This window comes from Sulfuricurvum sp. (assembly GCF_019163035.1).
In the GTDB taxonomy this organism is placed as follows: Bacteria; Campylobacterota; Campylobacteria; order Campylobacterales; family Sulfurimonadaceae; genus Sulfuricurvum.
In genome coordinates this window covers 1-26598 of record NZ_JAFLKV010000128.1, presented here as the reverse complement: position 1 = coordinate 26598, position 26598 = coordinate 1, and the positions used below count along the sequence as shown (strand labels likewise).

Below are 26598 nucleotides of genomic sequence, written 5' to 3'. Positions count from 1 at the left end.
CTTACAAACCCTCCGGTATCAGCTCTAACCAACTATTAGGGCAGCTCAAACGGCGCTACAAGGTAAAAAAGGCGGGCTATTCGGGGACACTCGACCCATTTGCCAAAGGGGTGCTCATTATCGCATTCGGCAATCACGGACGTCTGTTTCGCTTTTTAAACAAAACCCCTAAACGCTACCGTGCAACCTTGTGGCTGGGAGCCTATTCTCCGACACTCGACATTGAGAAGATCGAAACCATCAGCGAGACCCAACCGGTGAGTGTTGAGCAGATTGAGACTATCTTTCACTCTCTCACGGGAGAGCTTACTTATCTACCACCCAAATACAGTGCAAAGCGAATCGATGGTCGAAGAGCATACGAATTCGCACGCGAGGGGATAGAGGTCGATTTACGAGAAATCACGACAACTATTTATGACCTTAGCCTTATACACTACTGCCATCCGTTCATCACCTTCGAAGCAACCGTCTCTGAGGGAACCTACATCCGCTCTTTAGGGGAAATGATCGCTAATAATCTGGGATATGATGGGGCATTAACTGCGCTAGAGCGACTGAATGAGGGGCAGTTTATATATGAGGATGAAAAAGAACTCGACATTAAAACCTCTCTCTCAATCACCAAAAACCGCTATAATGGCGCATTGCAAACGATCCTTTTAGGACAGCCGCTAAATGCTGAAGATTTTGATCTTAGCGATTATGGCACCTACTGGATCGACAACGGTGACACCATTACCATCTTCGAGATTACTCATGAGGGTGTCCGTTATATTTTGAACAAGGTTGAAGCATGCTGATTCTCTCCCGCAGACCCGAAGAATCGATCATTATCGCCGATACAATCACCGTTAAAGTGGTTTCCATCGAAAAAGGGGTAGTGAAATTGGGAATCGATGCCCCTCATAATATTCGCGTGCTCCGAAGCGAATTGGTTCGTGCCGTCAAAGACTCAAACCAAGAAGCATCGCAAGATCATGATACCTCCCTCCTCCAGCAACTCGCCCAAAAATTACGATTATGATCCGACACCGAGCTTACGCCAAAGTTAATATTTTTCTCAAAATTACGGGAACACGGGGAGAATACCATACCCTAAGCTCCCGATTCATGCGGGTCAATACTCTGTTTGATACCCTCTGGTTTGAGCCTAAATCAACCCCTGAGTTTGAGATTCGGGGAAATTTTGATTGCGAAGTGAGTTCCAACACCATCTATAAAGCCTATAAACATCTCCAATCCGCTACCCATTCTGATAATCTTTCATCCTTTTTTGAAAACAATGCGGTGTGCGTCGAAAAAAATATCCCCTCATTCGCAGGTCTCGGCGGGGGAAGCTCCGATGCGGCAACCTTTTTAAAGATGTGCAACGAAACGTTGGATTTAGGGCTCAACGTTGAAGAGCTTGCAGAGATAGGTTCATCCGTCGGAGCGGATGTCCCCTTTTTCATTTACGGGTATGAGAGTGCCAATGTCAGCGGTATCGGTGAGATTGTTAAGCCATTTAATGAGCCGCTCCTTAACTTTGAAGTCACTACTCCCGAACTTCAAATCAGTACCCCAGCCGTCTACCGCTACTACCGAGAACACCATTACGCCCCCATTACTGAAGAAGAATCCGCTAGGCTGGAAGCCACTTCCTCAAAAGAGATATTAGCCTCTGTAAATTCTAAAGAAGCTAATGATCTCTACAGTGCCGCATTGGGATGTTATCCAACTCTAAAAGAAAAAACGGGTTGGTTTTTCTCAGGAAGCGGAAGCAGTTTTTTTAGAATCAAGGAAGATACCCATGGGTGAAAACATCGCCACCAACAAAAAAGCTTTTTTTGACTACTACATCGAAGAAAAATTCGAAGCGGGACTCGTCCTAAAGGGGAGCGAAGTGAAAGCGCTCCGTGCGGCACGAGTCAACCTCAAAGACGGATTTATTAAAATCGTTCGAGGTGAAGCGTTCGTCTTTGGCGTCCATATCGGGGTGCTCGATACAACGCATCATTTTTATTCACACGAAGAGCGCGGAAGCCGTAAACTGTTACTGCATAAAAAACAGATTGATAAGATGTTCAAAGCGGTCGAGAAAGAGGGATTCACCCTCGTTCCTCTGAGTATCTATTTCAATGACAAAAACCTTGCCAAAATGCAAGTCGCCATCGTTAAAGGTAAAAAGCTTTACGATAAACGGGATGATTTAAAAGAGAAAAGTCTCAAACGTGATATGGAACGGGCACTTAAAGGGGAATAAATATGGTAAAACTTCACGATCTGCATCTCAAAGATCTCCAAAATCCTCTCCACCCGTCTACTTACGAAGAGTACCTTGACTACCGAATTTTAGTCCTTCGCCTCCCTGAACAAATGTCAAAGAAATCAAAAATACACTCTTACGGCTTCATTCTATCGAATGAGGGGATCTATTATTACGATAAAAAACAAGGTGATTTCACTTTGCTTTCCAATGATTTGAGTGATTTATACCATTTTCTGGACGATAAAATCGATACCTTGATGCGCGACATCGAAATTGTTCAGGAGAAAGTTATATCACTCGAAGAGAGTCTCTATAAAAAGTTTACCTCGCCGTTTATGGATCATTGGCATGGGCTCAAAAAGGAGCTCGCCCGTTCAGAGCGGGTCATCCTTAAAGCGGTTGATATCCTAAAACTTTTCATACTTAAATCAAAAGCTTCAGAACACTTTCCTCTCAATGAGTTTAATGACCTCCATGAGCATCTGGAACGTACGCTACGCTCTAATGTCGCGGCAAACGATCAGCTCGACAATCTCTATCATTATTACACCCTCCGCTCAAACGACCGGATGAATCGGAGTATCTATATCCTGACCATTATATCGGTCATCTTTTTGCCGCTTAATCTTGTAGTAGGATTTTTCGGAATGAATACAGGGGGACTACCGTTTCAACATACCATGGGGACGTTTGATGCGTTTATTTCGATGATTGTTTTTGCAGTAGCACTTACGATGGGTGTATTATGGAAAATTAAAAAAGAGTAGAAAGAAGGGTTGTCGCTCTGATGAGCGACAAGGGGGATTATTTGCGACGAATTTCTTTAATACGTGCAGCTTTACCAGCAAGGTCACGAAGGTAGAACAATTTCGCACGACGTACACGACCACGGCGAAGAACTTCGATTTTCTCTAAGCTATCGCTGTAGATTGGAAATACACGCTCGATACCGATACCGTTTGCACCGATTTTACGTACAGTAATAGTACGACCAGTACCTTCTCCACGGATAGAGATACAGATACCTTCATAATTTTGAACACGTGATTTTTCGCCCTCTGTAATGGTTACAGCAAGACGAAGTGTATCACCCGCGCGGAACTCAGGAACGTTTTTGTTAGCGATTTGTGCTTGCTCGAAACTTGCAATGTACTTATTTTTCATAAGATGTCCTTATTTTATGCTTTTGAAGCTGCTCAGGTCTGAAGTATTTTGTTTTGCATTCAGACAGAGACGATTTTAGTGCACGAATTTTACTGTGATTTCCCTTTAAGTATTCTGATGGAACACTCATATTCTCATAAACAGGGGGTTTTCCGAATGAAGGTGCTTCTAATAGTGGTGATTCGAAACTCTCGTATTCCAATGATTCGCTATTTCCCAAAACACCTTCGATGTTTCGAACGATTGCATCGGTCATCACCAAAGAGGGAAGTTCCCCTCCGGTGAGGACGTAATCGCCGATGCTGAACACTTCATCACCAAAGCGTTCAACCACCCGCTCATCGATCCCCTCATACCGTCCGCTCACAAAAACCACATGGGATTTTGTTGCGAGACGCTTGGCATCGTTTTGGGTAAATTGTTTCCCTACCGGTGCCACAAAAATAATATGCACATCTTCAGGAAGTGAGCGAAGCGCATCAAACAACGGCTGAGGAGTCATTAGCATCCCCGCTCCGCCGCCTGCGGCAGTATCATCTACTTTATGATGTTTTGAGGTACTGAAATCTCTTGGGTTGAGATAATCAACCGAAAATTTACCCGACTCGATCCCCCGTTTGAGAATAGAGTCTTGAAAATATCCTTCGATCAGATTAGCAAAAATCGTTACATATGTAAAGCGCATTAGGATGCCTCTAACAGATCCAATCCGCCCTCTACGGTGATTATTTTACCCTTTGCATCGGCGTTTAAAACAAAACGATCAATATAAGGGATTAAAAAGGTAGTAGGAAGCTCTTTGGAAACCAACGCACTATCGGTTGCCACGAGTAGATAATCCAATGGACCGATACGTTCGATCTCTTGAACTTTACCCAAAAGTAACTCCCCCTCCATAACACATGATCCGAGCAAATCAAACCAGAAAAACTCCCCCTCACCTAGATTGCATCGCTCACGCGTCGCTTCGAAAGTGGTAAAAAGTTTAGCATTGGTGAGTGCTTTAGCCGCTTCAGGAGAATCGATCCCCTTTAGATGAACCAATTCACGATCAGGGTTATAGGAGACGAGAGTTATCTCTTTACCGTTTTCCAAAATAAAAGAGGCATTAGCACTAAATTGTTCAGGGAAATCGGTGGAGAGGTTGAGTTTCATATCCCCTTTTAAGCCGACAGTGCGACCTAACGTGGCGACATGAAGAAGATCTTGCGGGGGTGAGTTACGAAAGCGGTTCGACATTGATTCGGTAACTTTTTCCGTCTTTAGCTTTACAACCGGAAATGACGGTTTTGATCGCGCCGATCATTTTACCCTCTTTTCCGATAAGCTTGCCCACATCCGCTTGATTAGCGTACAAAACGATTTCGGTCACTTCGTCGCCTTCATTCGATTCTACCCGAATCTCTTCGGGATAAGACGCTATTAACTTAGCAAAACCTGCGACGAAGTCCGCAACCATCATTATTTACCGGTAATTTTTTTAACGCGGTCTGACATTTGAGCACCAACGCTCAACCAGTAGTTAAGACGCTCTTCATCTACTTTGGTAGTGATAGGGTCTGTCATTGGGTTGTAATACCCGATCAATTCGATCCAACCGCCGTCGCGACGTTTGCGACTATCGGTTACCGCGATACGGTAGAAAGGTTGTTTTTTGCGACCCATACGGGTTAAACGGATGACTGTTGCCATTGTGTGTCCTTTAAATGTTGTTTTGCACCAAGAAGTTTAGAAGAGTGTTTTACCCACAAAAGTAAAAGAAAAACCTCTAAGCTTCTTCAAATGCTAAGTACTAAACTCAATTGAGTGCAGTACTTAGCATTTGATATTGGCAAAGTTAACGCGGTAATCGCGCACCTTGCATTTGACCCATCATACTCTGTAGGTCCTTCATCCCTGATTTACCGGAGAATCGTTTTGCCATTTTAGAGGCATTTTTAAACTGCTTCAAAATACGGTTCACTTCGATAATATCCAAACCGCACCCTTTTGCCAAACGAGCCTTGCGGCTATTGTTCAATAACTCAGGGTCTTCGCGCTCTTTCACCGTCATCGATGAAACCAACGCTTTGATCTGTTTGAGCTGGCTAGAGTTTTCCAAATCAAAATCTTTGAGTGCAGACGCCATGCCGCCCATTCCGGGGATCATCCCCATAATGGATTTCATGCTCCCCATTTTTTTGAGGCTCTCCATCTGCTCTAGGAAGTCGTTAAAGTTAAACTCCCCTTTTTTGATCTTTTTGGTAAGAATTTTCGCCCGTTTTTCATCGATAACCGATGCGGTTCGCTCAGCAAGACCTTCGATATCTCCAAGACCCATAAGGCGATTGACGATACGATCAGGGAGGAAAATTTCGAGATCTTCCATCTTCTCACCTGCTCCGATAAAGCGAAGCGGTACTTGGATCTGAGAAGCGATACCTAAAGCAACGCCCCCTTTTGAATCACCGTCGTATTTGGTGAGGATGACCCCATCAATACCGATTTTCTCGTTAAAGGTACCTGCGGTACGAACCGCGTCTTGACCCGATAGAGAGTCAGCAACGTAAAAGATTTCATGAGGATTGGCAACGGCTTTGACTTCCGCCAATTCACCCATCAACTCATCGTCAATCGCCAAACGTCCGGCGGTGTCGATCAATACGACATCAACCAGTGCTTTTTTCGCGTGCTCAAGTGCCGCTTTGACCACTTCAACCGGATTTTTGCTTGTATCATCTGCGTAAAGTTCCACTTCGATAGAAGCACACACTTGACGAAGTTGCTCAACCGCCGCAAGACGCTGTAAGTCTGCCGCTACGACCAACACACGCTTTTTCTGACGTGTTTTAAGCCAGTTTGCCAGTTTACCCGTTGTCGTTGTTTTACCCGAACCTTGTAGACCCGTCATCAAAATAACGGTCGGTGCTACCGGAGCATAGACAAATCCTGATTTGCCTTTGACATCCAAAAGGGCATATAACGATTTACGAAGCGCATCGAGGAATTGGTCTTTCCCGATACCGCTTTGTTTGGTTTGGAGCTCAACCGAATCGATAAGGTCTTTGACGACTTTATGATTTACATCGGCTTTGAGCAACGCTTTTTTAAGCTCGCCGAGTGCCTTGGTTAACGCCTTTTCATCGTCGTGAAAACGAATTTTGCGTATGGCTGATGTAAATGATTCGGTTAGTGTATCGAACACTTTAGCTCCTAAATGCTTTGGTTACAGGGTATAAAAAGTTTCGAATTATACTTAATTTTTTCTTCAATTACAATTAGAGTATTTAACTTCCGAAATGCCCAAACACTTTCGGTTCAGGTGCTTCAAATGTTCGCCCCAATAACGTCACTTTTTTCGCGTGAAGCATTACGCGCTTCGACTGACGTCCGCCGTAACTCTCGTCCCCGATAATCGGATGTTGAGCGTATTTCATGTGTGCACGGATTTGGTGCGTTCGTCCGTGATGGATAACGAGCTGAACTTTCGTCTTTTTACCCGACACTTCGAGCGGAGTCACTTCAGTTATAGCAGGTTTACCGTTTTTAGCAACTTTGGTGTAGGCTTTGTTCCCTTTTTTCTCCGTAATAAGCGGCTGATCGATAACAAAAGGCTCGCTAATCAACCCTTCTACCCATGCAACGTACTCTTTATAAACATTGTCTTTTTTAAACTCTTGGATCGCTTTGAGGCGAAACTCTTCATTTTTAACAAGCATCAAAACACCGCTCGTCTCACGATCCAGACGATGCAAAAGCTGTGAGCCTTTGAACTGTCGCTCAATCTCATCCGAGTTGACGAAAGCCGGTTTATCGATAACGATCAAATCATCATTCTCAAATATCGGACGTGCTTTTTCCACTTTTTGGACGATGAACACTGTTTTAGCACTGATTTCACCCCGTGCGATCATCACTTTGTTATTCCCAACATAAACCAAACCACGATCAATCAGTGATTTGGCCTCAGAGTTGGATATTCCCTCTTGCTCCGCTAGGAGCTTATACGCTTTTGGTTTTTCCATTTTATTTCTCCGTTAAATAATTTAATACTTTTTGCAGATCAACACTTCCGTTGATCTGCGAAGGGGGCATGGATTCAGCATTTTTCAATGCTTCTTCAATACCCTCCAATGATGTAAACTGTACATGTGAGACGTATTTGAACAGCTCACGCTGTAAAAACATCTCCTCACCGCTGATAATCTTACATCCGAATGTCGCGGGTTCGAGCGGGTTGTGCCCCCCGATGGGTGCGAATGCACCCCCTAAAATCGCTATATCACTGATGGCGTAGAGGTTGTTTAGCTCCCCCATCGCATCAACGAGAACAATATCACTCTGCAATGCTTGTGACTTGCTCCAACGTGACAGACTCATCGTCGGAGCCGTTTTAGAAATCAGTTCCGCTACTTTCGCAAACCGCTCGGGATGACGCGGAACGACCAATAACCGCGCAGAAGGGTTATGCTCACGGTAAGCGATAAAGCCTCGTAAGATCCCCTCTTCTTCCCCCTCATGGGTGCTTGCCGCGACGATGATCGTCCCCTCAGGTTTAGAATATTTCTTACTTGCCTCAATTTTTTGAGCAAGTTTGATATTCCCGACTACTTCGACATTACGAGCACCCAAAGCGATAAAGCGAGCCATATCTTCACTGCTTTGGCAAAAAATACGATCACATTGTGACAATAAAATCCGATAGAACCACCGCATACGGTAATACTTCCCAAAGCTACGATCACTGATGCGGGCGTTTAGGGCAATAACCCGTCCACCTCTGGTTCGCGCTAAACGAAACAACAGATACCAAAACTCCGCTTCGAGTACCACTACCGTTTTAGGACGTTCAATCCAAAACCATAACCACATCTCATAAGGGAGATAGCGTACCTGAGCGGCGTATTTGGATGCCGCTTCATATCCCGTGTGGGTTATCACACTGATAGCGATACGTTTGTCTCTTAATTTCTCCAATATCGGGGCAATCGCTTTTGCCTCTCCGAGTGAACACACATGAAACCAAATGTCATGCGGTTGGAACGGGGGATTTTTAATTCCAAAAAAACGGGATGGAATCGAATCGCGATATTTCTTTTTAAATGAAAAAAGGATTAAAAGAGGAAGGGCAACGACGTAAAATAACGTCGCGACCAGAGTATAAAAAAGGTCGAAGGCTACGTTACGCACCGATAGCGTCAGAAGACGGTTCAAGGAATAAGATACGTCCGCAGTGAGGACACATTGTGATCTCTTCACCTTTGATAACGTCAGAGTACACTTTGTCACTGATTGCCATATAACAACCCATGCACGCTTGGTTGCGTACAGCAACGGCGGTTGTATTTTTTGCCCAACGACGGATTTTTTGGTAGAACGATAACCCTTTTTGGTTCATCGCACCGACCAATGTCTCTTTTCGAGCAAAAACTTCTTTACGCTCTTCATCGATACGTGCAAGTTTAACATCTACATCGGCTTTTACCGTAGAGATACTCCCCTCGATTTCGGTCGCTTTTGCTTCAAGCTCATTGATTTTGCTTTGTTTGTGATCGATCAATTTTTCCAAACGTTCAATCTCTTCATTTGCAAAACTCACTTGCTCTTTTGCAATCTCTTCTTCGAGTTGAAGTGATTTCATTTCACGTTCCGTTTTAACTTCACGGCTTTTGCGGCTGTTTTCTTCGAGTTTTGCAGAGAGCTCAGCTAAATGAAGCTCATTTTTGTGCTTTTTGATTTGCTCGTCTTTAATCTCTTGTTGAAGAGTATTGATCTCGTTTACAATACTGTTTTTAGTCGCTAAAAGAGCATCATACTGAAGGTTTGCTTCTTCGATTTGCGGTTCAAACGCATCGATCTCTTTGTCAACATGAGAGAGCTCGATTAATTGTTCAAGGTGTTTGTTCATACGGTTCCTTTTGGAGTTACACGATTACCTAATTTTAGCTCAAAGATAGGTGAAGGGGTTCTTAGATGGTGAAATTATAACACTCAATCCTAATTTTTCCAAATACCCCCCTAAAACCTCGCCAAAATAGCGCTCGCTTTCATAGTGTCCGATGTCAATCATCGATAATCCAAGAGCGGATGCCTCCATCGCATCGTGATATTTGATGTCACCCGTCAAAAAGCAATCCGCTTCAATATTTCGCATTAATGATGCTCCTGAACCCGTTACCAATGCACAGGTTCGGATATGTTCATGACATTTTACCCCTCGGGTATGAGGGAGTCCAAAAGCACCTTTGATTTTTTCCGCAAAGGTATCATAATTTTCATCCACCCCCAGATAGGCGACAAACCCCTCTTTGGCGATAATGCGGTATCCCAAAACATTTGTGGCAACGTAGTCGTTAAGATGCGTTTGGTCGAAATTGGTGTGCATGGCGATATTACTGATGTTTTTTCGGATCATCGGAGCCAATATTTTGGCAGGGTACTGGTTGAATTGGAGCTGTTTGAGTCCGCCGAAAATAACCGGATGGTGGGTAATCAGCAACGCATTTTCGGGGATAGTCTCAATCAACTCTTCATCGATGTCGATACTGAGCACCACATGGGTGATCTTTTGGGCAAAATCGCCGAGAAGCAGTCCTGAATTGTCCCACCCCTCTTGCATCACAAACGGGGAGAGCTCATCGAGGTAGGTATAAATCTCTTTTACCGTCATTTCTCATAACTCCTTTTGTGCCGTTTGAGACGGACGTGTACCGCTTGTGAGCCTGAGAGAGGGTCAGAGAATTTAAACTCAAATTCCCCCAACCCCTCGATCAGATCAAGAAGCTTTTTGTACCCATAACTGCGTGGGTCAAATTCGGGCGATTTGTTAATCAAATTTTGACCGATGGAACCCAGATACGACCACCCTGCTTCGTTGGTCGTATCTTCAACCGCGTTACGCACGAGAGCAAAAAGAGCTTTATTGTCGGGTTTGATTTTTTCTCCCATCGGCTCTTTATGATTTGCCGAACGTCGAAGATTTTCGGTGTAGATAAATTTGTCACATACGCCGATAAAGGCTTTGGGTGTTTTTTGTTCCCCGAAACCGTACACTTTGATCCCAGATTCGCGGATACGGCTCGCAAGTCGAGTAAAGTCGCTGTCACTGGAAACGATACAAAAACCGTCAAAGTTTTTCGTATAGAGCAAGTCCATCGCATCGATAATCATCGCGCTGTCGGTTGCATTTTTTCCCGTCGTATAGGCAAACTGTTGCATCGGATGGAGACCGTGTTCCAGCAGAGCATTTTTCCATCCCTTGAGTTTGGTATCGGTCCAATCGCCGTAAATCCGTTTGACACTGGCGATGCCGTGAGAGGCGATCTCATCCATCAGTCCCGCGATGATAGAGGGTTGAGAGTTGTCCGCGTCAATCAAGACGGCAAGTCTGGCTTGATCATCAATCATTCTTTAGCTCCTAATGTGAGAAGCGCTTCGCGTGCTTGCGGGAAGTCGCTTTGAAGTTCTAATGCACGTTTGTACATACTGCGTGCTTCCTCGATTTCACCCATATCGACCAACAAATTTCCGTAGTTATAAAACGTCTGCGCGTAATCATCAATCTCAATCGCTTTGCGATAATGATCCTGTGCACGTTCATACGCCATCTCTAATCGATAGAGTGACGCAATAGCGTTGTGGGTTAAATCATCGTTCTCATCGATCTCTAACGAACGTTCATACAATTCGATCCCTTTTAGACGATCACCGCTCTTTGCAGTGACGAAAGCCAGTTTATTAATAATTTCTGGATTACGGGGTTCTAGGTTTGAAGCCTCTTCGAGAGCCGTTCTCGCATTTTCGATCTCTCCTCGTTCATACGCACTATCGGCTTGATCCACTAAAGTTTGTGCGCTAGGAAAAGTAGAAGCAGTCGACGTTGATGAATCGGATCCGGTTTTTTTAGGAGGAGCATCCTCTAATGTTTGTATGTGCCGATAGATCTGATATGCGAAAAAAAGTGTCGCCCCAAGCATTAAAATTTGAAATATTGACATAGTGTTCCTTTTTTGTAACGATAAGTATAATATAATCACGTTAACTTAAAACCAAAATCGGTAGAAACTATGCCTAACAATTACAAAGATCCAGCACTTTATATCAATCGAGAGCTTTCATGGCTCCAATTTAACACCCGCGTACTCAGACAAGCGCAAGAAGAATCACTCCCCCTCTTTGAGCGGCTCAAGTTTTTGGCAATTTACGGAACCAATCTCGATGAATTTTACATGATCCGTATCGCAGGGCTCAAAAAACTCTTCAGCGCTGGGGTCAATGTCTCAGGGGCGGATCGTTTCACCCCTCTCCATCAGTTGCGTGAAATCCGTACTTATCTGCACAAAGAGCAACAAGAAGTCGAGGGGTGTCTCCTCGGCATTATGGAAAAATTAGAGCACGAGGGGATCTTTTTTAAATCGTACAAAGAGACAACGCCTCAACAACAGCAAATATTGGATAAATATTTCAAAGAGAACATCTATCCGGTTATCGTCCCAATTGCCGTTGATGCAACTCATCCGTTTCCCCACCTGAACAACCTCAGCTTCGGGCAAATTGTCAAACTTCGTGACAAAGATGATACAAGTGTCGAGCGTTACGGGATTATCCGTATACCGCGTGTATTGCCTCGCTTTGTCGATATCGATAACCGTATCTATATCCCTATCGGAAGCATCGTCTCCGAACATATCCAAGATTTGTTCCCCGGCTATGAGCTGATCAAATTCTCAGCATTCCGTATCACCCGAAATGCCGATATCGCCATCGAAGAGGAAGAGGCGGATGATTTTATGGAGATCCTCGAAGAGGGGCTGAAACTTCGTAAAAAAGGGGAGATCGTCCGTTTGGAATTGAGCAATCATGCCGACGATGACCTCCTCAACTTTTTCAACCGTCATGCGAATGTTTTCAAAGATGACATCTACCGCTTCCAAACCTATCTCAATCTCGGCGCCCTCTGGCAAGTAGTGGGAAATAAAGATTTTGCTCATCTCACTAGCCCAAGTTTCAAACCTAGAAACCTCCCGCCACTCGATTCAGATGAGAATCTCTACACCATTTTGGATAAACAAGATCTTGTTTTGTATCATCCGTTTGAGAGTTTTGAGCCGGTGGTGCGTCTCATCCAAATCGCCGCTAAGGATCCGGATGTTGTCTCTATCCGAATGACACTGTACCGTTCAGGTTCCAAATCGGTCATCGTCCAATCACTCATCGCCGCTGCCGAATCGGGCAAGCAGGTAACGGTTATGGTGGAACTGCGCGCCCGTTTTGATGAAGAGAACAATCTTCAGTGGGCTAAAGCGTTAGAGAGTGCAGGTGCCCACGTAATCTACGGTATCACCGGTTTTAAAGTACACGCAAAAGCGGCACTCATCACCCGCCGAGTGGACGGAAAACTCAAACAATACGCCCATCTAGGAACAGGGAACTATAACCCTTCCACGGCAACCGTCTATACCGACATCAGCTATATGACGAGCAACGATGCCATCACCTACGATATGACCCGATTTTTTCACTTCCTCACCGGATTCAGTAAAAAAGGGAAACTCAACGAACTCTACATGGCACCGACGCAGATTAAACCTAAAATTCTCTCCCTCATTCACAACGAAACCCGCATGGGTAGCGAGGGGGTCATCATCGCTAAAATGAATGCTCTCGTCGATGAAGATATCATCCGTGCCCTCTATAAAGCCTCTCAAGCGGGGGTAAAAATCGAGCTCATCATTCGTGGAGTCTGTTGTCTACGCCCGGGTGTAAAAGGGATGAGTGATAATATACGTGTTATCTCCATCATCGGAAAATACCTCGAACATGCTCGAATTTTTTATTTTAAACATTCGACGCCGCAGACGTATATCTCTAGTGCCGATTGGATGCCGCGAAATCTTCTTCGCCGTATCGAACTTTTGACGCCAATCTCAGGTGAAGAAGCATCCAATAAACTGCTTCAGATATTGCAATTGCAAACTTCTGATAATGTCCTAGCGCATGAGCTTCAAAGTGATGGAACCTATCTAAAGGTGAGTCATGATGGCCAAAACCTCATCGATAGCCACAGTATCGTTGAAACCCATACCAACAAAGTGTATAATTCAGTCAAAAAGCAAACGCCAAACTACGTGCAGCAACTAACGACACGCCTTTTTAAAGAGAGTTAAGGATAGATATATGATCGGAAATTATTTGAATTATGCCCCTGAAATGAAAGAGCGCGTTTGGATCGCTGACTCTGCCGATGTGATCGGAAGAGTATCGATGGGAGAAGATGTAAGTATCTGGTTTGGATGTGTCGTACGCGGTGACGTCCATTATATCTCCATCGGAGATCGAAGCAATATTCAAGATTTGAGTATGGTTCATGTCACCCATCACAAGCGTGACGATATGTCTGACGGTCACCCCACTATTATAGGAAATGACGTTACAGTAGGGCATCGTGTAATGCTCCATGGCTGCACCATCGAAGATGCCTGTTTAATCGGGATGTCTGCAACTATCCTCGATGGGGCAGTAATCGGGAAAGAATCGATCGTTGGAGCGGGGGCATTAGTGACCAAAAATAAAGTATTCCCTCCACGTTCTCTCATCATGGGAAGCCCTGCAAAAGTAGTCCGTGAACTAACGGATGAAGAGGTTGCAGAACTTTATGCATCCGCAGCACGTTACGTGAGTTTCAAAGAAAACTACCGCGCTCCCAATGTTTGATCTCGTCGTTGCTGCCGATATTCTTGGAATCATCGCCTTTGCTCTGAGCGGATTTTTAGTCGGGGTAAGGAACAATCTCGACCTTCTCGGTCTTATCATCTCCGCCTCCCTCACCGCATTGGGCGGTGGGGTCGTGCGGGATGTCATCTTGGGACGTATCCCGTTTGCGTTTAATGAATACTACCCTGCTATCACCGTGATCACTACCATTTTCCTTGCGTTTGCTTTTCGCCTTTATCGCAAAGAGCAGTTGGAGCGACAATGGCTCTTTATCATTTCCGATACGATCGGTTTGGTCGCGTTTAGCATCACGGGGGCACTTCTCGCCATTGAAGTGGAGTTTAATTTTTTCGGGGTGATGATCCTCAGCTTCCTCACTGCAGTCGGAGGAGGAGTATTGCGCGATACTATGATCAACCAAGTCCCCTCTGTTCTCATCAGTGATTTCTACGGCTCCATCGCCATCATCGTCTCTGTGTTGCTTTTGCTATTAGCGCAAATGGATATGGTCAATACATGGGGTGTCGCAGGCGTTGCAGCGTTCGCGATCTTTTTACGCCTTTTAGCTGTTACCAAACAATGGCATCTGCCTAAACTCAATATGGAATAATAATGTCTAAACTCAAACTTCTATTTGTACTCTTAATCCTCGGCGGTATCATCGATATTGGGCGTTATTTCATCTACCCGAATGTTTCTGATCTAAAAGAGATGAATCCTGTACCTACTGCCTTTATGGAGTATAGACAAGAGGAGTGGGCAGAACAAAATCGCCAGATGGAGCTTACCCAAAAATGGGTTCCGATGTCACAAATCTCCCCTAATGTCATCAAAGCGGTTTTGATCGGGGAAGATGATAAGTTTTGGAACCATGACGGTTTTGATGTCAAGGGGATGGAACAAGCACTCGAGAAAACACTCAAAAAAGGGAAAGTAGCAGGGGGAAGTACGATCAGCCAACAGCTCTCCAAAAATCTATACCTCTCTCCCAGTAAAAATCCGGTACGAAAAGTAAAAGAAGCAATCATCACATGGCGTATCGAAAAAACTCTCTCTAAACGCCGTATTTTAGAAATTTACCTCAATGTCGCCGAATGGGGAGATGGGATTTTCGGAATCGAAGCGGCAGCTCGCCATTATTATCATAAAAGTGCCAAAAACCTTACAGGGCGTGAAGCGGCACGTTTGGCAGCCGTATTGCCTAATCCGATCAAATACAACCCAACAGGGGATCAAAAATACGTCCAAAACCGTTCCCGAATCATCTATAAAGTTCTCAAACGCAGAGGTGTTGTTATCCCTGACTTTAAAGAGGTGATGATTCTCACAAAACAAGAGGAAAATGTGAATACCGAAACTAACGGAAGTATCAGTGACCTTTTCGGTGAGTCCGTGCCCGAAGAATCCGCAATTATTGAGAAGGATCCTTCCGAAAATAGTGGAGAAAACAATGATAAAAACAGTTCGCTGACTTTTTGATTTTATGGTACACTATTTGATAAACTTCAGAAGGATTGTTCCATGAACAAGCGTACGTTTCTCAAATTTTTTGCCCTTACTTCGAGTTCATTAGTATTAGCCAATTCTGATGCGCATGGTGCCTCAGCTCACCCTACCCCAAACACGGCAGAGTTACAAGAGATGGCAAACAAAATGTTTGGAGAGGTGATCTCTCAAAACGATTATTACGTCAATCATCAAGGTTCTGCTTTTTTTGAAAAACTCAAAAAAAACCAACACCCTCGTGCAACCGTCATCGGATGTTCGGATTCCCGTTTTCAAAGCGATGCATTGGATGCCACAGCTGAAAACGATCTATTTATGATCCGCAATATTGGAAACCAGTTCAGCTCTAACATGGGAAGTGTCGAATACGGCGTACGCCATCTCAACACTCCCCTCTTGATCATCGTTGGTCACTCACGTTGCGGTGCAATCAAAGCCGCATTAGGAGATTATTCCGAAGAGGGACCACACATCATCAATGAACTCGATTCTCTCTCCCTTGCGGTACGTAAAACGTCACTGAGTGGCAGTGAAGAGGCAAAATGGCTTGCGGCGGTTATCAGTAACGTTCATCAACAAGTATACTACGCTCAAAAAGAGTTTAAAGGGGATGTAGAGAGTGGAAAACTCACTATTGTCGGAGTGGTTTATGATTTAGCAAACGATTTTAACAACGGCTACGGGCGGCTCAAAGTTGTTAACCTTAACGGTGAAACCAATCCTGAAAAAATCATGCAATTTCCGTTGATGAAATCACTTTTTAAACCTGTGCACGTCTAAGAACAATCCATCCGAGCAGTGATGTTGCCGCGATGAGAGATGCGGGAGCGTACGGATCACCGCTCAGTTTTTCGAGCGATGTCATAAGCATGGGGGTTAATCCCCCGACAATCCCTGCCGCACTTCCTAAAATCACTGCCGTAAACGATGCGCGATAGCCGTGATATTTCAAAGCCATGACTGTCGAGGCGAAAATAGGGGCTTGAAAAGCGCATAAAGCTATCACCAAGAGCAACGTACCCCCTAATGCAACCCAATACCCTCCGATACTCATCCCAACCATCAGAGGATAAATACCAACCGCTAAACCTAATGCCGCTCCGCGCATGACACGAAATGAGCCGATTCGATCGGCGAGCATCGCCATGAGTGGGATAAATATCACCCCAATGACTATCGAGAGGGTATTGATCTGTGATGCTTCAGCTTTGGATAGATGAGCACTGCCCTCCAACCAGATCGGAAGATAGACAAACACGGTGTAATAAAAAATCCAAATTGATGAGGCGACGATTAAAAACTGCCAGAACTCACGACGATGATGGCGTAAAATCGCCACGATAGGGACGGTTTTATCTTCACTGGGCTGATACTCGTCGGTGAGATTACGGCGCAAATAAAGTCCTGCCGCCGCAATAACGATACTCGCCCAAAACGGGATTCTCCATCCCCAATCACCCATCGCATCTTCACCCAGATACCATAGCAACGCACCGCATAGTCCTGAACCCAAAGCCATACCGATTTTCGCACCGACTGAGACAAACGAGCCGTAAAGGTTTTGGCGGTTAGGGGAAGATTGCTCAACGAGATAGACAATGGAACTGGCATACTCACCGCCGACGGAGAGACCCTGAATCATCCGAAGTGATACGAGGAGGATCGGAGCTAATATTCCAACCTGAGCATACGTAGGCAAAAAACCGATCAAAAATGTGGGAAGCGCCATCAGGGCAAGGGAAGTCATCAACGCAAAGCGTCGCCCGATACGGTCACCGATATGACCGAAGACCAATGCCCCGACGGGACGCATAATCATCCCTGCGGCAAATGCACCAAAAGAGCCTAATAATGAGAGAAAGGGATCGCTAGAGGGAAAAAATAGATGCCCCATCATCACCGCTAAAAAGCCGATGAGGGCAAAATCGTAATACTCGATAACATTGCCGATAATTCCTGCGGCGATGATTTTCTTTTTAGAGTGGATCAAACAATCCACCCGCCACCGAGTAGTTTTTCTCCATCATAAAAGACCCCAGCCTGCCCCGATGCAACACCGAGTACCGGTTCATGTAATTCAACCACCGCATGATCATCCTCGATTTTGACCGAACATCGTACCGCCGTAGTGCGATAGCGGAGTTTCACATCACACTCAAACTCGCGGGCGCTATCAAACATATTGACTCGCTCCAACTCCACACGATTGCACTCTAAATCTTCACGTGTCCCTACAACGATCTGGTTGGTGTCAGGCTTGATCTCGACCACGAAATGGGGGTCATGAGCTCCGTTGACGGTGAACCCTTTACGCTTGCCGATGGTGTAGTGCATATACCCTTTGTGTTTGCCGACGACCTTGCCGCTCATATCAAGAACATCCCCCTCTTGATCGACGGGGACATAGGGTTTTAGAACATCCATATAGGTCGTTTCGACAAAACAAATCTCAGTTGATTCACTTTGCGACGCAAACGATTCCAGCCCCTCAATACTTGCCGCAAAGGCTTTTATATCACTTTTATGACGCTCGCCCAACGGAAACAACAGTCTTGGAACCAATTTAGGGTCGATGTAAAAAAGAAAATAGCTCTGATCTTTCGTGTCGTCATGCGCTTGGAGAAGATATTGCCCATCATGACGAATGTAGTGCCCCGTTGCGACATACTCGGCACCAATAGTATCTGCATATGCAACCATTGCTCCGAATTTGATATTACGGTTACACAGTGCACACGGATTTGGGGTTTTCCCCTCACGGTAGGTTTCGATAAAAGGAGTAAACACTTTTGCGTTAAACTCCTCTTGAAGATCGAGGATATGGAGTTTCACCCCTGCAAAGTCCGCCGCTCTCTGTGCTCGTGCTTGATGGATCTCATGGTAGCCGGGTTTGGAGTGGAGTTTCATATAAACTCCCTCTACCTCATACCCCTGCTCTTTTAAAAGGAGTGTCGAAACGGTCGAATCGACCCCGCCACTCATCCCGATCAGAACTCGTTTTGCCATCAAATACCGCTCTCTTCAATCTTATCTTTGTCCGCCATATAAGAGGAGAGAACTTGATAATATTTGGTATCATCCAACCCCTCTTTTTTCATCGTGACGATTTGGGCGATAAGTGATTTTTCAATCTCTTTGACAACCTCTCCTAGATCATCGGTGAGGATAATCAATTTCACATCCGCTTCGTCAATCATCCCCTCACGAAGCATCTTTTCTCGGATAAACTGTATGAGCGGTGCATAAAACTCGGTTCCGACAACGAACAGCCGAACACCCCATACTTTTCGGGTTTGGATCAGGGTCAACGCTTCGAACATCTCATCAAGGGTTCCGAATCCCCCCGGAAAAATGACATACGCCATCGAGTATTTGACGAGCATTACTTTTCGGGAAAAAAAGTAGTCAAAACTACGCCCTTTGGTAATATACGGATTAGGTTGCTGTTCAGAGGGGAGTTCGATATTAAGTCCGATAGACTCCACCTCTTCAAAATCATAAGCACCACGATTAGCCGCTTCCATTACACCCGGTCCACCGCCGGTAATAATGTTATAGCCCCTCTCAGCAAGCATGGCGGAGAGCTTCATCGCTTCTTGGTAATAGGGATGATTTTCATCAAGGCGGGCGCTGCCGAAAATCGTTACCGACGGTCCTAAATCTCCAAGTTCATCAAACCCTTGAACGAAGTCGGCAATAATTTTAAAAACGCTCCAAACATCAGCCGATTTAATGTCTTTGACATAGCGACTGCTAGGATATTCTTTTGCTTTCTTTTTGTGATGCGGAGGCATGGCTACCCTTTGAGTTTATTCAGGCGATCACGCTTGGTTCCGATGGAGGTTATCTGAACCCCGAAGTTTCCATCGACAATAACCACTTCACCCTGTGCGATAACATGATCATCGACCAAGATATCGAGAGGATCATTGGCAAGCTGATTTAGCTCAATAACCGAACCGATATCCATGCTTAGAACATCTTTGAGAAGCATCTTTTTCTTTCCGATTCGAACACGCACCGGAAGCTTGACATTCATAATCAAGCCGATATTTTTCATTTCACCCTCATCGAGTTTCATGGCAGGCTCAGAGGGTGGATCAAAAATACTGCCGTTTGAAGTTGTTTTGTGTGCGGGAGCCTGCTCTCCACTCAAAGCATTATTGATGGTTTCATCAATCGCCAACATCATCAGTGAGTTAATCGATCCCAGTGAAAAAGTAAAAACGAACATCTTGGTATACGCATCAAGATTAACCTCACCGCTCTCTGGAATAAATTCGGCACGTTCAGGTTTAATCGTAAACTTCGGAAGCTCTTTTTGGGATGATAATGTGGTGCTCATTGCCCCTACGATATTGGAAACAATCTCTTTGGTCGCATCCATATCTTCGTCCGACATCGTATCTTGAGCTTCACCCTCACCACCGAGCATCATATCACCCAATGCCGTGGCAAGTTGAGGAGGCATCATGACGATACCGCGCCCTGATGCCGCGCCGCTGAAACTAATATGAATCTGCGCAATAGGAGGAATCACATTGGAGATAATAGAGATATCTTCAGACTCTTTTAGGGTGATTGTAGGGGCTTGCCCTGTCAGCCCCTCTATGGTTGCAATTGCTTCACTCGCAAATACTCCGGGAAAATCACTCATCATCGTCCTCCTCATCTACTGGTCCACGTATCATCTCTTTAACTCCACTAATACGTGCTTTACGTTTCATTTCAAACTCTTTAAGAGCTCGTTTAACGGCATCTTTTTCGGTATCGATCAATGATGTAATCTGAATCGATTTTCTAAATCGACGTAATCCCATCTGACCGATAAAGCGTGCTTTTCCATCGACACTGACATTGACCACATCATCAGCAGGGATATTGAGCCGAATTATATCTCCCACCCCTAAGTCTAAAAGCTCATGAAGGCTCAACTCTGCTTCCCCAAGGTTTACTTCAACATTGACATGCGCTCCCCCTAGGAGAACTTGAAGCTCTTGATTACGGCTTTTTTTCGAACTGGTCTCGTTCAACATCAAATCACGACTCGCCAACTTCGGCAATACCGGCTCCAACGCGATTACAGGATAACAAATATTCATCATCCCCGAACTGTGTCCGATGATAATCTCCATAACGACCATTACGACGATCTCATTTTGGGCAACAATTTGAACAACGTTAGGGCTTGATTCTTTCGATTCTATCTGCGGATAGAGGTCGGTGACCGGTCCCCATGCTTCGCGTAATGTCCCCATCATAACCCGTAAAATCGTCTCAAAAAGGGAGAGTTCAATATCGGAAAACTCTCGATTGGCTTCAAAAGGCTCACCCTTTCCGCCCAAGATTCGATCCAGCATCGGAAAGGCAATAGAGGGGTTGATCTCTAAAACACCGTTCCCTTCCAGAGGCTTCATCGAAAAGACGTTAAAACTGGTCGGGTTAGGGAGAGACATCAGAAACTCTCCATAGGTCATCTGATCAACGGAATGGAGCTGAATCTCGACAATGGAGCGCATAATTGCTGAAATCTGGGATGCAATGGAGCGCGCCATCTTGTCATGAATCCCTCTGAATGCACGAAGCTGCTCTTTAGAGACACGGTTAGGACGTTTAAAATCATAAAGGGTGATTTGACGCTGTGGGAAAAGGGGATCGTCATTGGACTCTAAAAGCCCATCACCCTCATCATCAACGACGTCTAAAAGGGCATCAATCTCTTCTTGTGATAATATATCTGCCATTACTGCCCTCCTACCGCTTCTTTAATCCGCCTGATGACCGATTTGTGAATTTGTGAAATCCTCGACTCCGTGATATTCACGATCTCGCTGATCTCTTTAAGTGTCAACTCTTCGAAATAATAGAGCTGAATAATAATCTGTTCACGCTCTTCGAACGTCATCAGAACGTCTTGAATCGCTTCGATCAAATCTTCGTGTTCCAACCGCTCCAACATCCCGCTCTCTTCGGGAGTACCCAACTGATCGTCCAACGGTAACACGGTATAAATATCCGAAGCAACCCGTGCTTCACGTACTTTTTCCTGTTCAATCCCCAAAATCTCGGCGAGCTGGCTGTCACTGGGTTCATCATCATGATCTGCCATATAGACTTCAATCGCGTGATCAATCTCTTTGATCAGCCGACGACTGGAGCGGCTAACCATATCGAGCGAACGGAGATAATCGAGCATCGCCCCATACACACGCGTTTTCGCATAACCCCAAAATGAATCGTTTTGGCTCTCATCGTAGCGACGGGCTAATTTCACGAGTTCTTCGGTTCCGATAGCGCACAAATCCATATAATCGATGGAACTGGGGAGTCGCTCTTTGAGACGAAATGACATCGCTTTCACGGCAGGGAGAAACTGGATCGCTAATTGATCCTCACGATGTTTCAGCTCTTGCGTGTAAGCATTGGTACCGCTCATCCTTGCCCCCGTCCTTGATGGTTATCATCTAGTAACTCTGATTTATGCGTGTAAAAAGCGTCGATAAACTGCTCACGCTTATTGATTTCACGTACAAAGAAATCGAGATTGTGCTCATGTGCTTTTTTCGGGAATGTTTGTGCTTTAACCCCCAATGACTGGAAGAAAAAGCCAACACACAAGTGGGCAAACAGGTAAAAAAAGAGGCTGATGAGGACAACGTATCCCAAAAAGCTCTCCGCCGAATCCGATTGTAATATCCCAAAAACTATACCGATAAAAAAACCCTGTACGGTTAGAAATGAGACAAAATTCGAACCCCGCATATATTTTTATCCTTGTTTTAACACTCTACCCCGAAAAAAGCGCTCAGCATACATACCGTAAGATGGGCATCTTGGATTAAAAATGTTCCATTAAACGTTTAAAAAGCCCGCCCAAACCGCTCTCTTTGGGATCTACGAGCACGTTTCGTTCCAGTTTTTTTGCGATACGCTTAACAATCAGTTCTAATTCATTTGTCGGAGTAGCTGTAGGAAAATCCCGTGAAAAAAGCGCCCTTTTTTTGACACAGGTAGATATTTTCGGATCACTCGAAATCTGCCCCAAGTAACTCAACTGTAACGATCCGCCGATATTGGCGGCTGCCACTTTATGAATTTTTTCAAACAGCAATTCAGCCTCTTTGGCAGAGCGGACTTGATTCATGATAACATTGATCTCATCACGCAGCCGTGCGGTCACTTTGATCGTCGCATACGCATCGGTAATCGCCGCAGGATCGGGAACTGTCACAACGATCACATCATCACAGGCACGTAAAAAGAGTTGTATATGCTCTCCGATCCCCGCACCCGTATCGATGATCATCACATCCAAATCTTCCAATACGTTCGCTTGATCCATAAACCGCTCGAACAGTCCCCCTGAAGCGTATTTTAAAATCTCTTCACCACTCTCGCCGGGGATAAGGACAAGGTTTTCACAGATCGGAACCAAAATCTCCTCAACCGTCGCTTCCCCTTTGAGGACATGCAAAATATTTTTCTTGATTTTGACGTTGAACATAACATCGAGATTCGCCAATCCGATATCGGCATCGAAAATCCCAACTTTTAGCCCATATTTTGCCATGACAAAAGCCATGTTGGAGCTGATCGTACTCTTTCCAACTCCACCCTTACCGCTCGTGATAGCGATAAAACGGGTTTTTTTCGCCTTTGTATTGCGGTTTTGGTTAACAAGGGCTTCGAGTTTGGAAGCTTGGTGATTCATACACTCTCACCTCTGTTAAATCCATTCATCAGACATTCCACAAGAAAATCACTGGTAGCGGCAACCAAATCTTCAGGAACTTCCTGCCCTACCGAAAAATAGCTGATCGGTACTTTGGTCTCATAGACGAGCGAGAAAATATTTCCGAATCCTCTGGTCTCATCGAGTTTGGTAAACATCATCGTATCGATCCCCAACGGGGCAAAATTATCATACGTCGCTTTAAGATCCTCGTATTTGATCGAACTGGGCATAACCAACACAACATCGACGGTATACTCCGTATTATTTTCTCGCAAACACTCGTAAATCTTTTCGATTTTCCCTTTGTCATAAGGAGATGAGCCCATCGTATCGATCAGAATATAATCGGAGTAGCGGAGCGCATTCAGGGCACTCGAAAATTCCGGCGGATCGACGACCGTCTCGATCCCCAGCTTCATCATCCGAGCGTATTGCATCAATTGCTCCACCGCACCGATACGGTAGGTATCGAGCACCACTAATCCCACTTTGTATTTTTTCTCTAACAGATACGAGAAACGTGCCGCCAATTTGGCGATAGAGGTTGTCTTCCCAACCCCCGTAGGACCGACCAACATAATCACTTTTTTACTCCCCAGTTTCGGCGGAGTTTCGAGGCGAACCGGAATCATTTTTCGCATCAAGACTTGAAAATAGCGCTTAACGGTCTCCGAACTCTCTCTCATTTTGGAGGGCATATGCTCCAGAGTGAGATGCATGATCTCATCCAGATGTCCCTGATCCATTCCGCTCTCTTGAGTAAGACGGTAAATCTCGGCAAATTCAGGGGGGATAGCGGCGGTCGTTTTAGGGGATTTTTCCGACCAAAACATATTTTGGATCAGCTTGACTTTGTCCCCTAGTTTTTCGATCTCCTCTTTGATCCGCTTGAGGTCTTCACTCTCACGCACCTGTGCTTGACGAGAGGGGCGATCCTCTTCGGTCACTTCGGCGATTTTAGAGATTTGTTTTGCCGCTTCGGAGATGTTGTACAAAACATCACTGCTTTTTTGAGCCAGCGGGCGCTGTTTCATAAACGGCTCTTCGTTTCTCGGTTTAGCTTTAGGGACAGGGATCGCGTTCTCTTCAACCCCCACCACAATCTCGTACAACGCACTTTTACCAAGTGATTTTTTCTGTACTTCGCGTGTTTCGATCAACATTGCCTCTTCGCCTACTTCCAACTGCGCTTTTTTAAGCGCTTCGGCAGGGGTGGCACCGCTAAATGTCAAGATTTTCATATTGTCTCCGTACGCTCTTGCGAGCCAAACTTCCAAGCGGAATCATCACCCCAACACGCTCATTCCAATGAGGATGGGGAATAGACAACTCTTCAGTGCGAATTGATCGATTCTCAAAGAATAGTATATCCAAGTCTAACGTTCTCGGCGCATTCGCAAAACTGCGACACCGCCCAAAACGTTTCTCTATACGCCACAAAAGACGCAAAAATGCTCTTGGCTGAAGCGATGTAGCGATTTCGATAACGGTATTATCAAAATCATTTTGCTCCAAATACCCAAAAGGGGGATTTCGCAAAATTACTCCGCTTCGAATTCTGCTAATCTGAGGTAATCTCCCCAGATAGTGCCACAGATGGTTCATCCGACGACGAGTATCGCCGATGTTTCCCCCAACCCCCAAAATCACACGATAACGATAGCCCTCTTCTTTTCGAGAGTGTTTTGGAAAATTGTGATCGACATAAATACTATGTTTCTCTTCCAAAACACGACATAGCGGCATCGTTTACTCTTCTTCCGTACCTTGTTGGGCGGCTTGCGCTTGACGCATAGCATTGATTTCACTCAAAATTTGCATCATCCCCACCATCGCTAAATGGTATCCAAACGGTCCAAACCCGATCACCGAAGAGGTGCACACCGGAGCCGTCATACTTTTTTGACGGAACTCTTCACGACGGTAGATGTTGCTGATATGAACTTCGATGGTCGGAAGACTCACCGCACTAATCGCGTCACGGATAGCGATAGAGGTGTGAGTATACGCCGCAGGGTTGATGATGATCCCATCTGCATCGCCATAGCACTCTTGGATACGATCAACGATCTCACCCTCCAAATTGCTTTGATAAAACTCGATCTCTACCCCATTTTGGGTTGCAACATCTTTCATTTGTGCATGGATTTGCTCCAAACGCATCGGTCCGTACACTTGCTGTTCCCGAACTCCTAACATATTGAGATTCGGCCCTTGGATAACGACTATTTTCATTGATAAACCTTGATTGGTGTTTTAGAGTATAGATTATAGGTGGTTCTATATTATAAGGAACTAAATTGAGTTAGAATACAACATGATACATTTACTAATACATATGATACAATTGTATAACTACAATCAAACATAAGAGGTGTGTTATGACTACCGTTACAACTACCGATATTCTCCGTCATCCCGCATTATTGAATGCAACGGATGGCATTACACTGATCGAAGACGGTCGCCGTCATGAACCTAAAAGCGTGTTACTTCCTTACGCACTTTACAAAAAAGTGAGAGAGCAAATCGAAGATGAACTCTATCTGATGAGCAATCAAAAAGCGTTAAACTCTGATGCCTACAAAGAGTTTTTAGAGATCGAAGAGGTTATCGAGGATTTGGCATGAGCACTATTCGACGCGGAGAGATTTATCTCGTCAATTTCGGGAAAAAATACAACAGCGAGTTCGGTAAAATCCGCCCTGCTCTCATCATCCAAAACGACATCGCAAACCGCAATATCAATCTCGTCGCTTTCAAAGGAATCACTGTTATCCCCCTCACGACACAACTTTCAGGGGGCGATATACGGGTAATGATTAAAAAGCGCGATGCCCTCGAACAAAACAGCGAAATTTGCATCAATGAACTCTGCACCCTTGATTTGAGCCGTATCGATGAAACGAAAAAATGTACCGTGTTAACTCAAAAAGAGATAGAAGAAGTAGAGATGAAATTGAAACGGCATTTGGGGATTAACTTATGAAAATACTATTAGCCGACGGAATTTTTACCGACGGAGTACTCCTCCGTGATCACGGTATCGTCTTTGATAAAACGATTCTCGAAGTGGCATTAAACTATGATTTACGTTCCCGTTACGGTGAGCAATGTATTGAATTAGGTGAGGGTTCCGTTTTGGTTCCGGGGCTTATCAATGCTCATGTCCATTTGGAGTTTTCCGCTAACCGCTCCACCCTAAAATACGGTGAATTTATGCCGTGGCTCTCCAGTGTTATCGCCGCGC

General features: G+C 45.0%; 34 protein-coding genes and 2 pseudogenes. 13 read left to right on the top strand and 23 right to left on the bottom strand.

Translation table 11 applies throughout. The features are described 5' to 3' along the window. The 5 genes from truB to JZU62_RS09215 all read left to right on the top strand — a co-directional run. Positions 1 to 803: tRNA pseudouridine(55) synthase TruB (gene truB, locus JZU62_RS09235; protein WP_295014099.1), on the top strand; the 803-nt coding region annotated here is incomplete at its 5' end. Beyond that, entirely contained in the window at positions 797 to 1027 is a 231-nt protein-coding gene (csrA, locus tag JZU62_RS09230) for a carbon storage regulator CsrA (protein WP_295014097.1), read from the top strand. The genes truB and csrA, both read left to right, overlap by 7 nt. After that, a complete protein-coding gene (locus JZU62_RS09225) occupies positions 1024 to 1800 on the top strand; it encodes a 4-(cytidine 5'-diphospho)-2-C-methyl-D-erythritol kinase (RefSeq protein ID WP_295014095.1) in 777 nt (258 codons plus the stop codon). Before csrA ends, JZU62_RS09225 begins: the two co-directional genes overlap by 4 nt. Then, the gene (gene smpB / locus JZU62_RS09220; RefSeq protein ID WP_295014093.1) at positions 1793 to 2245 is read left to right on the top strand and encodes an SsrA-binding protein SmpB; all 453 of its coding nucleotides are present in this window, start codon (positions 1793 to 1795) and stop codon (positions 2243 to 2245) included. Before JZU62_RS09225 ends, smpB begins: the two co-directional genes overlap by 8 nt. Before the next feature lie 2 nt (positions 2246 to 2247). After that, on the top strand, positions 2248 to 3018 hold the full coding sequence (locus JZU62_RS09215; RefSeq protein WP_295014091.1) for a CorA family divalent cation transporter: 771 nt from the start codon (positions 2248 to 2250) through the stop codon (positions 3016 to 3018). Between the two features lie 37 nt (positions 3019 to 3055). Here JZU62_RS09215 and rplS read toward each other — a convergent pair whose 3' ends face one another. The 12 genes from rplS to JZU62_RS09155 all read right to left on the bottom strand — a co-directional run bounded on the left by rplS (position 3056) and on the right by JZU62_RS09155 (position 11391). Next, a complete protein-coding gene (gene rplS, locus JZU62_RS09210) occupies positions 3056 to 3415 on the bottom strand; it encodes a 50S ribosomal protein L19 (protein WP_294894851.1) in 360 nt (119 codons plus the stop codon). Continuing rightward, the gene (trmD, locus tag JZU62_RS09205; RefSeq protein WP_295014089.1) at positions 3405 to 4100 is read right to left on the bottom strand and encodes a tRNA (guanosine(37)-N1)-methyltransferase TrmD; all 696 of its coding nucleotides are present in this window, start codon (positions 4098 to 4100) and stop codon (positions 3405 to 3407) included. Before trmD ends, rplS begins: the two co-directional genes overlap by 11 nt. Next, a complete protein-coding gene (gene rimM / locus JZU62_RS09200) occupies positions 4100 to 4654 on the bottom strand; it encodes a ribosome maturation factor RimM (RefSeq protein WP_295014087.1) in 555 nt (184 codons plus the stop codon). The genes trmD and rimM overlap by 1 nt, the downstream gene beginning before the upstream one ends. Then, entirely contained in the window at positions 4635 to 4874 is a 240-nt protein-coding gene (locus tag JZU62_RS09195; RefSeq protein ID WP_294894857.1) for a KH domain-containing protein, read from the bottom strand. The genes rimM and JZU62_RS09195 overlap by 20 nt, the downstream gene beginning before the upstream one ends. Positions 4875 to 4876: 2 nt before the next feature. Beyond that, positions 4877 to 5107: a 30S ribosomal protein S16 gene (rpsP, locus tag JZU62_RS09190; RefSeq protein ID WP_013459360.1), complete on the bottom strand. Its 231-nt coding sequence runs from the start codon at positions 5105 to 5107 to the stop codon at positions 4877 to 4879. 145 nt (positions 5108 to 5252) lie between these two features. Continuing rightward, entirely contained in the window at positions 5253 to 6599 is a 1347-nt protein-coding gene (gene ffh, locus JZU62_RS09185) for a signal recognition particle protein (protein ID WP_295014085.1), read from the bottom strand. An 82-nt stretch (positions 6600 to 6681) separates the two neighbouring features. Continuing rightward, positions 6682 to 7419 (bottom strand): RluA family pseudouridine synthase, encoded by a 738-nt coding sequence (locus tag JZU62_RS09180; RefSeq protein WP_295014083.1) that lies wholly within the window; start codon positions 7417 to 7419, stop codon positions 6682 to 6684. Between the two features lies 1 nt (position 7420). After that, positions 7421 to 8584, bottom strand: coding sequence for a lipid IV(A) 3-deoxy-D-manno-octulosonic acid transferase (gene waaA / locus JZU62_RS09175; RefSeq protein ID WP_295014081.1), 1164 nt, complete (start codon positions 8582 to 8584; stop codon positions 7421 to 7423). Beyond that, a complete protein-coding gene (locus JZU62_RS09170; protein ID WP_295014079.1) occupies positions 8577 to 9302 on the bottom strand; it encodes a C4-type zinc ribbon domain-containing protein in 726 nt (241 codons plus the stop codon). The genes waaA and JZU62_RS09170 overlap by 8 nt, the downstream gene beginning before the upstream one ends. A 39-nt stretch (positions 9303 to 9341) precedes the next feature. Then, positions 9342 to 10064, bottom strand: a complete 723-nt coding sequence (locus JZU62_RS09165; RefSeq protein WP_295014077.1) for a Nif3-like dinuclear metal center hexameric protein — start codon at positions 10062 to 10064, stop codon at positions 9342 to 9344. Then, on the bottom strand, positions 10061 to 10801 hold the full coding sequence (locus JZU62_RS09160) for an NYN domain-containing protein (protein WP_295014075.1): 741 nt from the start codon (positions 10799 to 10801) through the stop codon (positions 10061 to 10063). Before JZU62_RS09160 ends, JZU62_RS09165 begins: the two co-directional genes overlap by 4 nt. Further along, entirely contained in the window at positions 10798 to 11391 is a 594-nt protein-coding gene (locus JZU62_RS09155) for a tetratricopeptide repeat protein (protein ID WP_295014073.1), read from the bottom strand. The genes JZU62_RS09160 and JZU62_RS09155 overlap by 4 nt, the downstream gene beginning before the upstream one ends. A 66-nt stretch (positions 11392 to 11457) precedes the next feature. Between JZU62_RS09155 and JZU62_RS09150 the strand changes: the two are divergent. From JZU62_RS09150 to JZU62_RS09130, 5 genes and pseudogenes are all read left to right on the top strand, one after another. Then, positions 11458 to 13560 (top strand): annotated as a pseudogene (locus JZU62_RS09150) (RNA degradosome polyphosphate kinase); the annotation flags it as partial. A 10-nt stretch (positions 13561 to 13570) separates the two neighbouring features. Then, entirely contained in the window at positions 13571 to 14107 is a 537-nt protein-coding gene (locus JZU62_RS09145; protein WP_295014071.1) for a gamma carbonic anhydrase family protein, read from the top strand. Beyond that, positions 14100 to 14717: a TRIC cation channel family protein gene (locus JZU62_RS09140; RefSeq protein WP_295014069.1), complete on the top strand. Its 618-nt coding sequence runs from the start codon at positions 14100 to 14102 to the stop codon at positions 14715 to 14717. The genes JZU62_RS09145 and JZU62_RS09140 overlap by 8 nt, the downstream gene beginning before the upstream one ends. Positions 14718 to 14719: 2 nt before the next feature. Beyond that, positions 14720 to 15586 (top strand): monofunctional biosynthetic peptidoglycan transglycosylase, encoded by an 867-nt coding sequence (gene mtgA / locus JZU62_RS09135; RefSeq protein ID WP_295014067.1) that lies wholly within the window; start codon positions 14720 to 14722, stop codon positions 15584 to 15586. A 42-nt stretch (positions 15587 to 15628) separates the two neighbouring features. Then, complete coding sequence (locus JZU62_RS09130; RefSeq protein ID WP_295014064.1) at positions 15629 to 16393, top strand: carbonic anhydrase; 765 nt, start codon at positions 15629 to 15631, stop codon at positions 16391 to 16393. On the opposite strand, the gene JZU62_RS09125 is transcribed toward JZU62_RS09130, so the two are convergent. From JZU62_RS09125 to aroQ, 11 genes are all read right to left on the bottom strand, one after another. Then, positions 16374 to 17603: an MFS transporter gene (locus tag JZU62_RS09125; protein WP_295014062.1), complete on the bottom strand. Its 1230-nt coding sequence runs from the start codon at positions 17601 to 17603 to the stop codon at positions 16374 to 16376. The two genes, JZU62_RS09130 and JZU62_RS09125, sit on opposite strands and share 20 nt — an antisense overlap. Continuing rightward, the gene (gene mnmA / locus JZU62_RS09120; RefSeq protein WP_295014060.1) at positions 17600 to 18619 is read right to left on the bottom strand and encodes a tRNA 2-thiouridine(34) synthase MnmA; all 1020 of its coding nucleotides are present in this window, start codon (positions 18617 to 18619) and stop codon (positions 17600 to 17602) included. Before mnmA ends, JZU62_RS09125 begins: the two co-directional genes overlap by 4 nt. Next, positions 18619 to 19407, bottom strand: coding sequence for a TIGR00730 family Rossman fold protein (locus JZU62_RS09115; RefSeq protein ID WP_295014058.1), 789 nt, complete (start codon positions 19405 to 19407; stop codon positions 18619 to 18621). The genes mnmA and JZU62_RS09115 overlap by 1 nt, the downstream gene beginning before the upstream one ends. Before the next feature lie 2 nt (positions 19408 to 19409). Continuing rightward, entirely contained in the window at positions 19410 to 20270 is an 861-nt protein-coding gene (gene fliY, locus JZU62_RS09110; protein WP_295014056.1) for a flagellar motor switch protein FliY, read from the bottom strand. Next, positions 20263 to 21357, bottom strand: coding sequence for a flagellar motor switch protein FliM (gene fliM, locus JZU62_RS09105; RefSeq protein WP_295014054.1), 1095 nt, complete (start codon positions 21355 to 21357; stop codon positions 20263 to 20265). The genes fliY and fliM overlap by 8 nt, the downstream gene beginning before the upstream one ends. After that, positions 21357 to 22049 (bottom strand): RNA polymerase sigma factor FliA, encoded by a 693-nt coding sequence (locus JZU62_RS09100; RefSeq protein ID WP_295014052.1) that lies wholly within the window; start codon positions 22047 to 22049, stop codon positions 21357 to 21359. The genes fliM and JZU62_RS09100 overlap by 1 nt, the downstream gene beginning before the upstream one ends. After that, the gene (locus JZU62_RS09095; RefSeq protein ID WP_295014045.1) at positions 22046 to 22375 is read right to left on the bottom strand and encodes a hypothetical protein; all 330 of its coding nucleotides are present in this window, start codon (positions 22373 to 22375) and stop codon (positions 22046 to 22048) included. Before JZU62_RS09095 ends, JZU62_RS09100 begins: the two co-directional genes overlap by 4 nt. 76 nt (positions 22376 to 22451) lie before the next feature. Further along, complete coding sequence (locus tag JZU62_RS09090; protein WP_295014043.1) at positions 22452 to 23324, bottom strand: P-loop NTPase; 873 nt, start codon at positions 23322 to 23324, stop codon at positions 22452 to 22454. Further along, positions 23321 to 24589 (bottom strand): flagellar biosynthesis protein FlhF, encoded by a 1269-nt coding sequence (flhF, locus tag JZU62_RS09085; protein ID WP_295014041.1) that lies wholly within the window; start codon positions 24587 to 24589, stop codon positions 23321 to 23323. Before flhF ends, JZU62_RS09090 begins: the two co-directional genes overlap by 4 nt. Further along, complete coding sequence (gene folK, locus JZU62_RS09080) at positions 24570 to 25094, bottom strand: 2-amino-4-hydroxy-6-hydroxymethyldihydropteridine diphosphokinase (protein WP_295014039.1); 525 nt, start codon at positions 25092 to 25094, stop codon at positions 24570 to 24572. The genes flhF and folK overlap by 20 nt, the downstream gene beginning before the upstream one ends. 3 nt (positions 25095 to 25097) lie before the next feature. Then, positions 25098 to 25583 carry a type II 3-dehydroquinate dehydratase gene (aroQ, locus tag JZU62_RS09075; RefSeq protein WP_295014037.1) on the bottom strand — a complete coding sequence of 162 codons (486 nt, stop codon included), beginning with the start codon at positions 25581 to 25583 and terminating at the stop codon, positions 25098 to 25100. Between the two features lie 146 nt (positions 25584 to 25729). Between aroQ and JZU62_RS09070 the strand changes: the two genes are divergently transcribed. The 3 genes and pseudogenes from JZU62_RS09070 to JZU62_RS09060 form a co-directional block, all read left to right on the top strand. Beyond that, positions 25730 to 25978 (top strand): hypothetical protein, encoded by a 249-nt coding sequence (locus tag JZU62_RS09070; RefSeq protein WP_295014035.1) that lies wholly within the window; start codon positions 25730 to 25732, stop codon positions 25976 to 25978. Further along, the gene (locus JZU62_RS09065) at positions 25975 to 26337 is read left to right on the top strand and encodes a type II toxin-antitoxin system PemK/MazF family toxin (protein ID WP_295014033.1); all 363 of its coding nucleotides are present in this window, start codon (positions 25975 to 25977) and stop codon (positions 26335 to 26337) included. Before JZU62_RS09070 ends, JZU62_RS09065 begins: the two co-directional genes overlap by 4 nt. Next, positions 26334 to 26598: pseudogene (locus JZU62_RS09060) on the top strand (metal-dependent hydrolase); the annotation flags it as partial. The gene JZU62_RS09065 and the pseudogene JZU62_RS09060, both read left to right, overlap by 4 nt.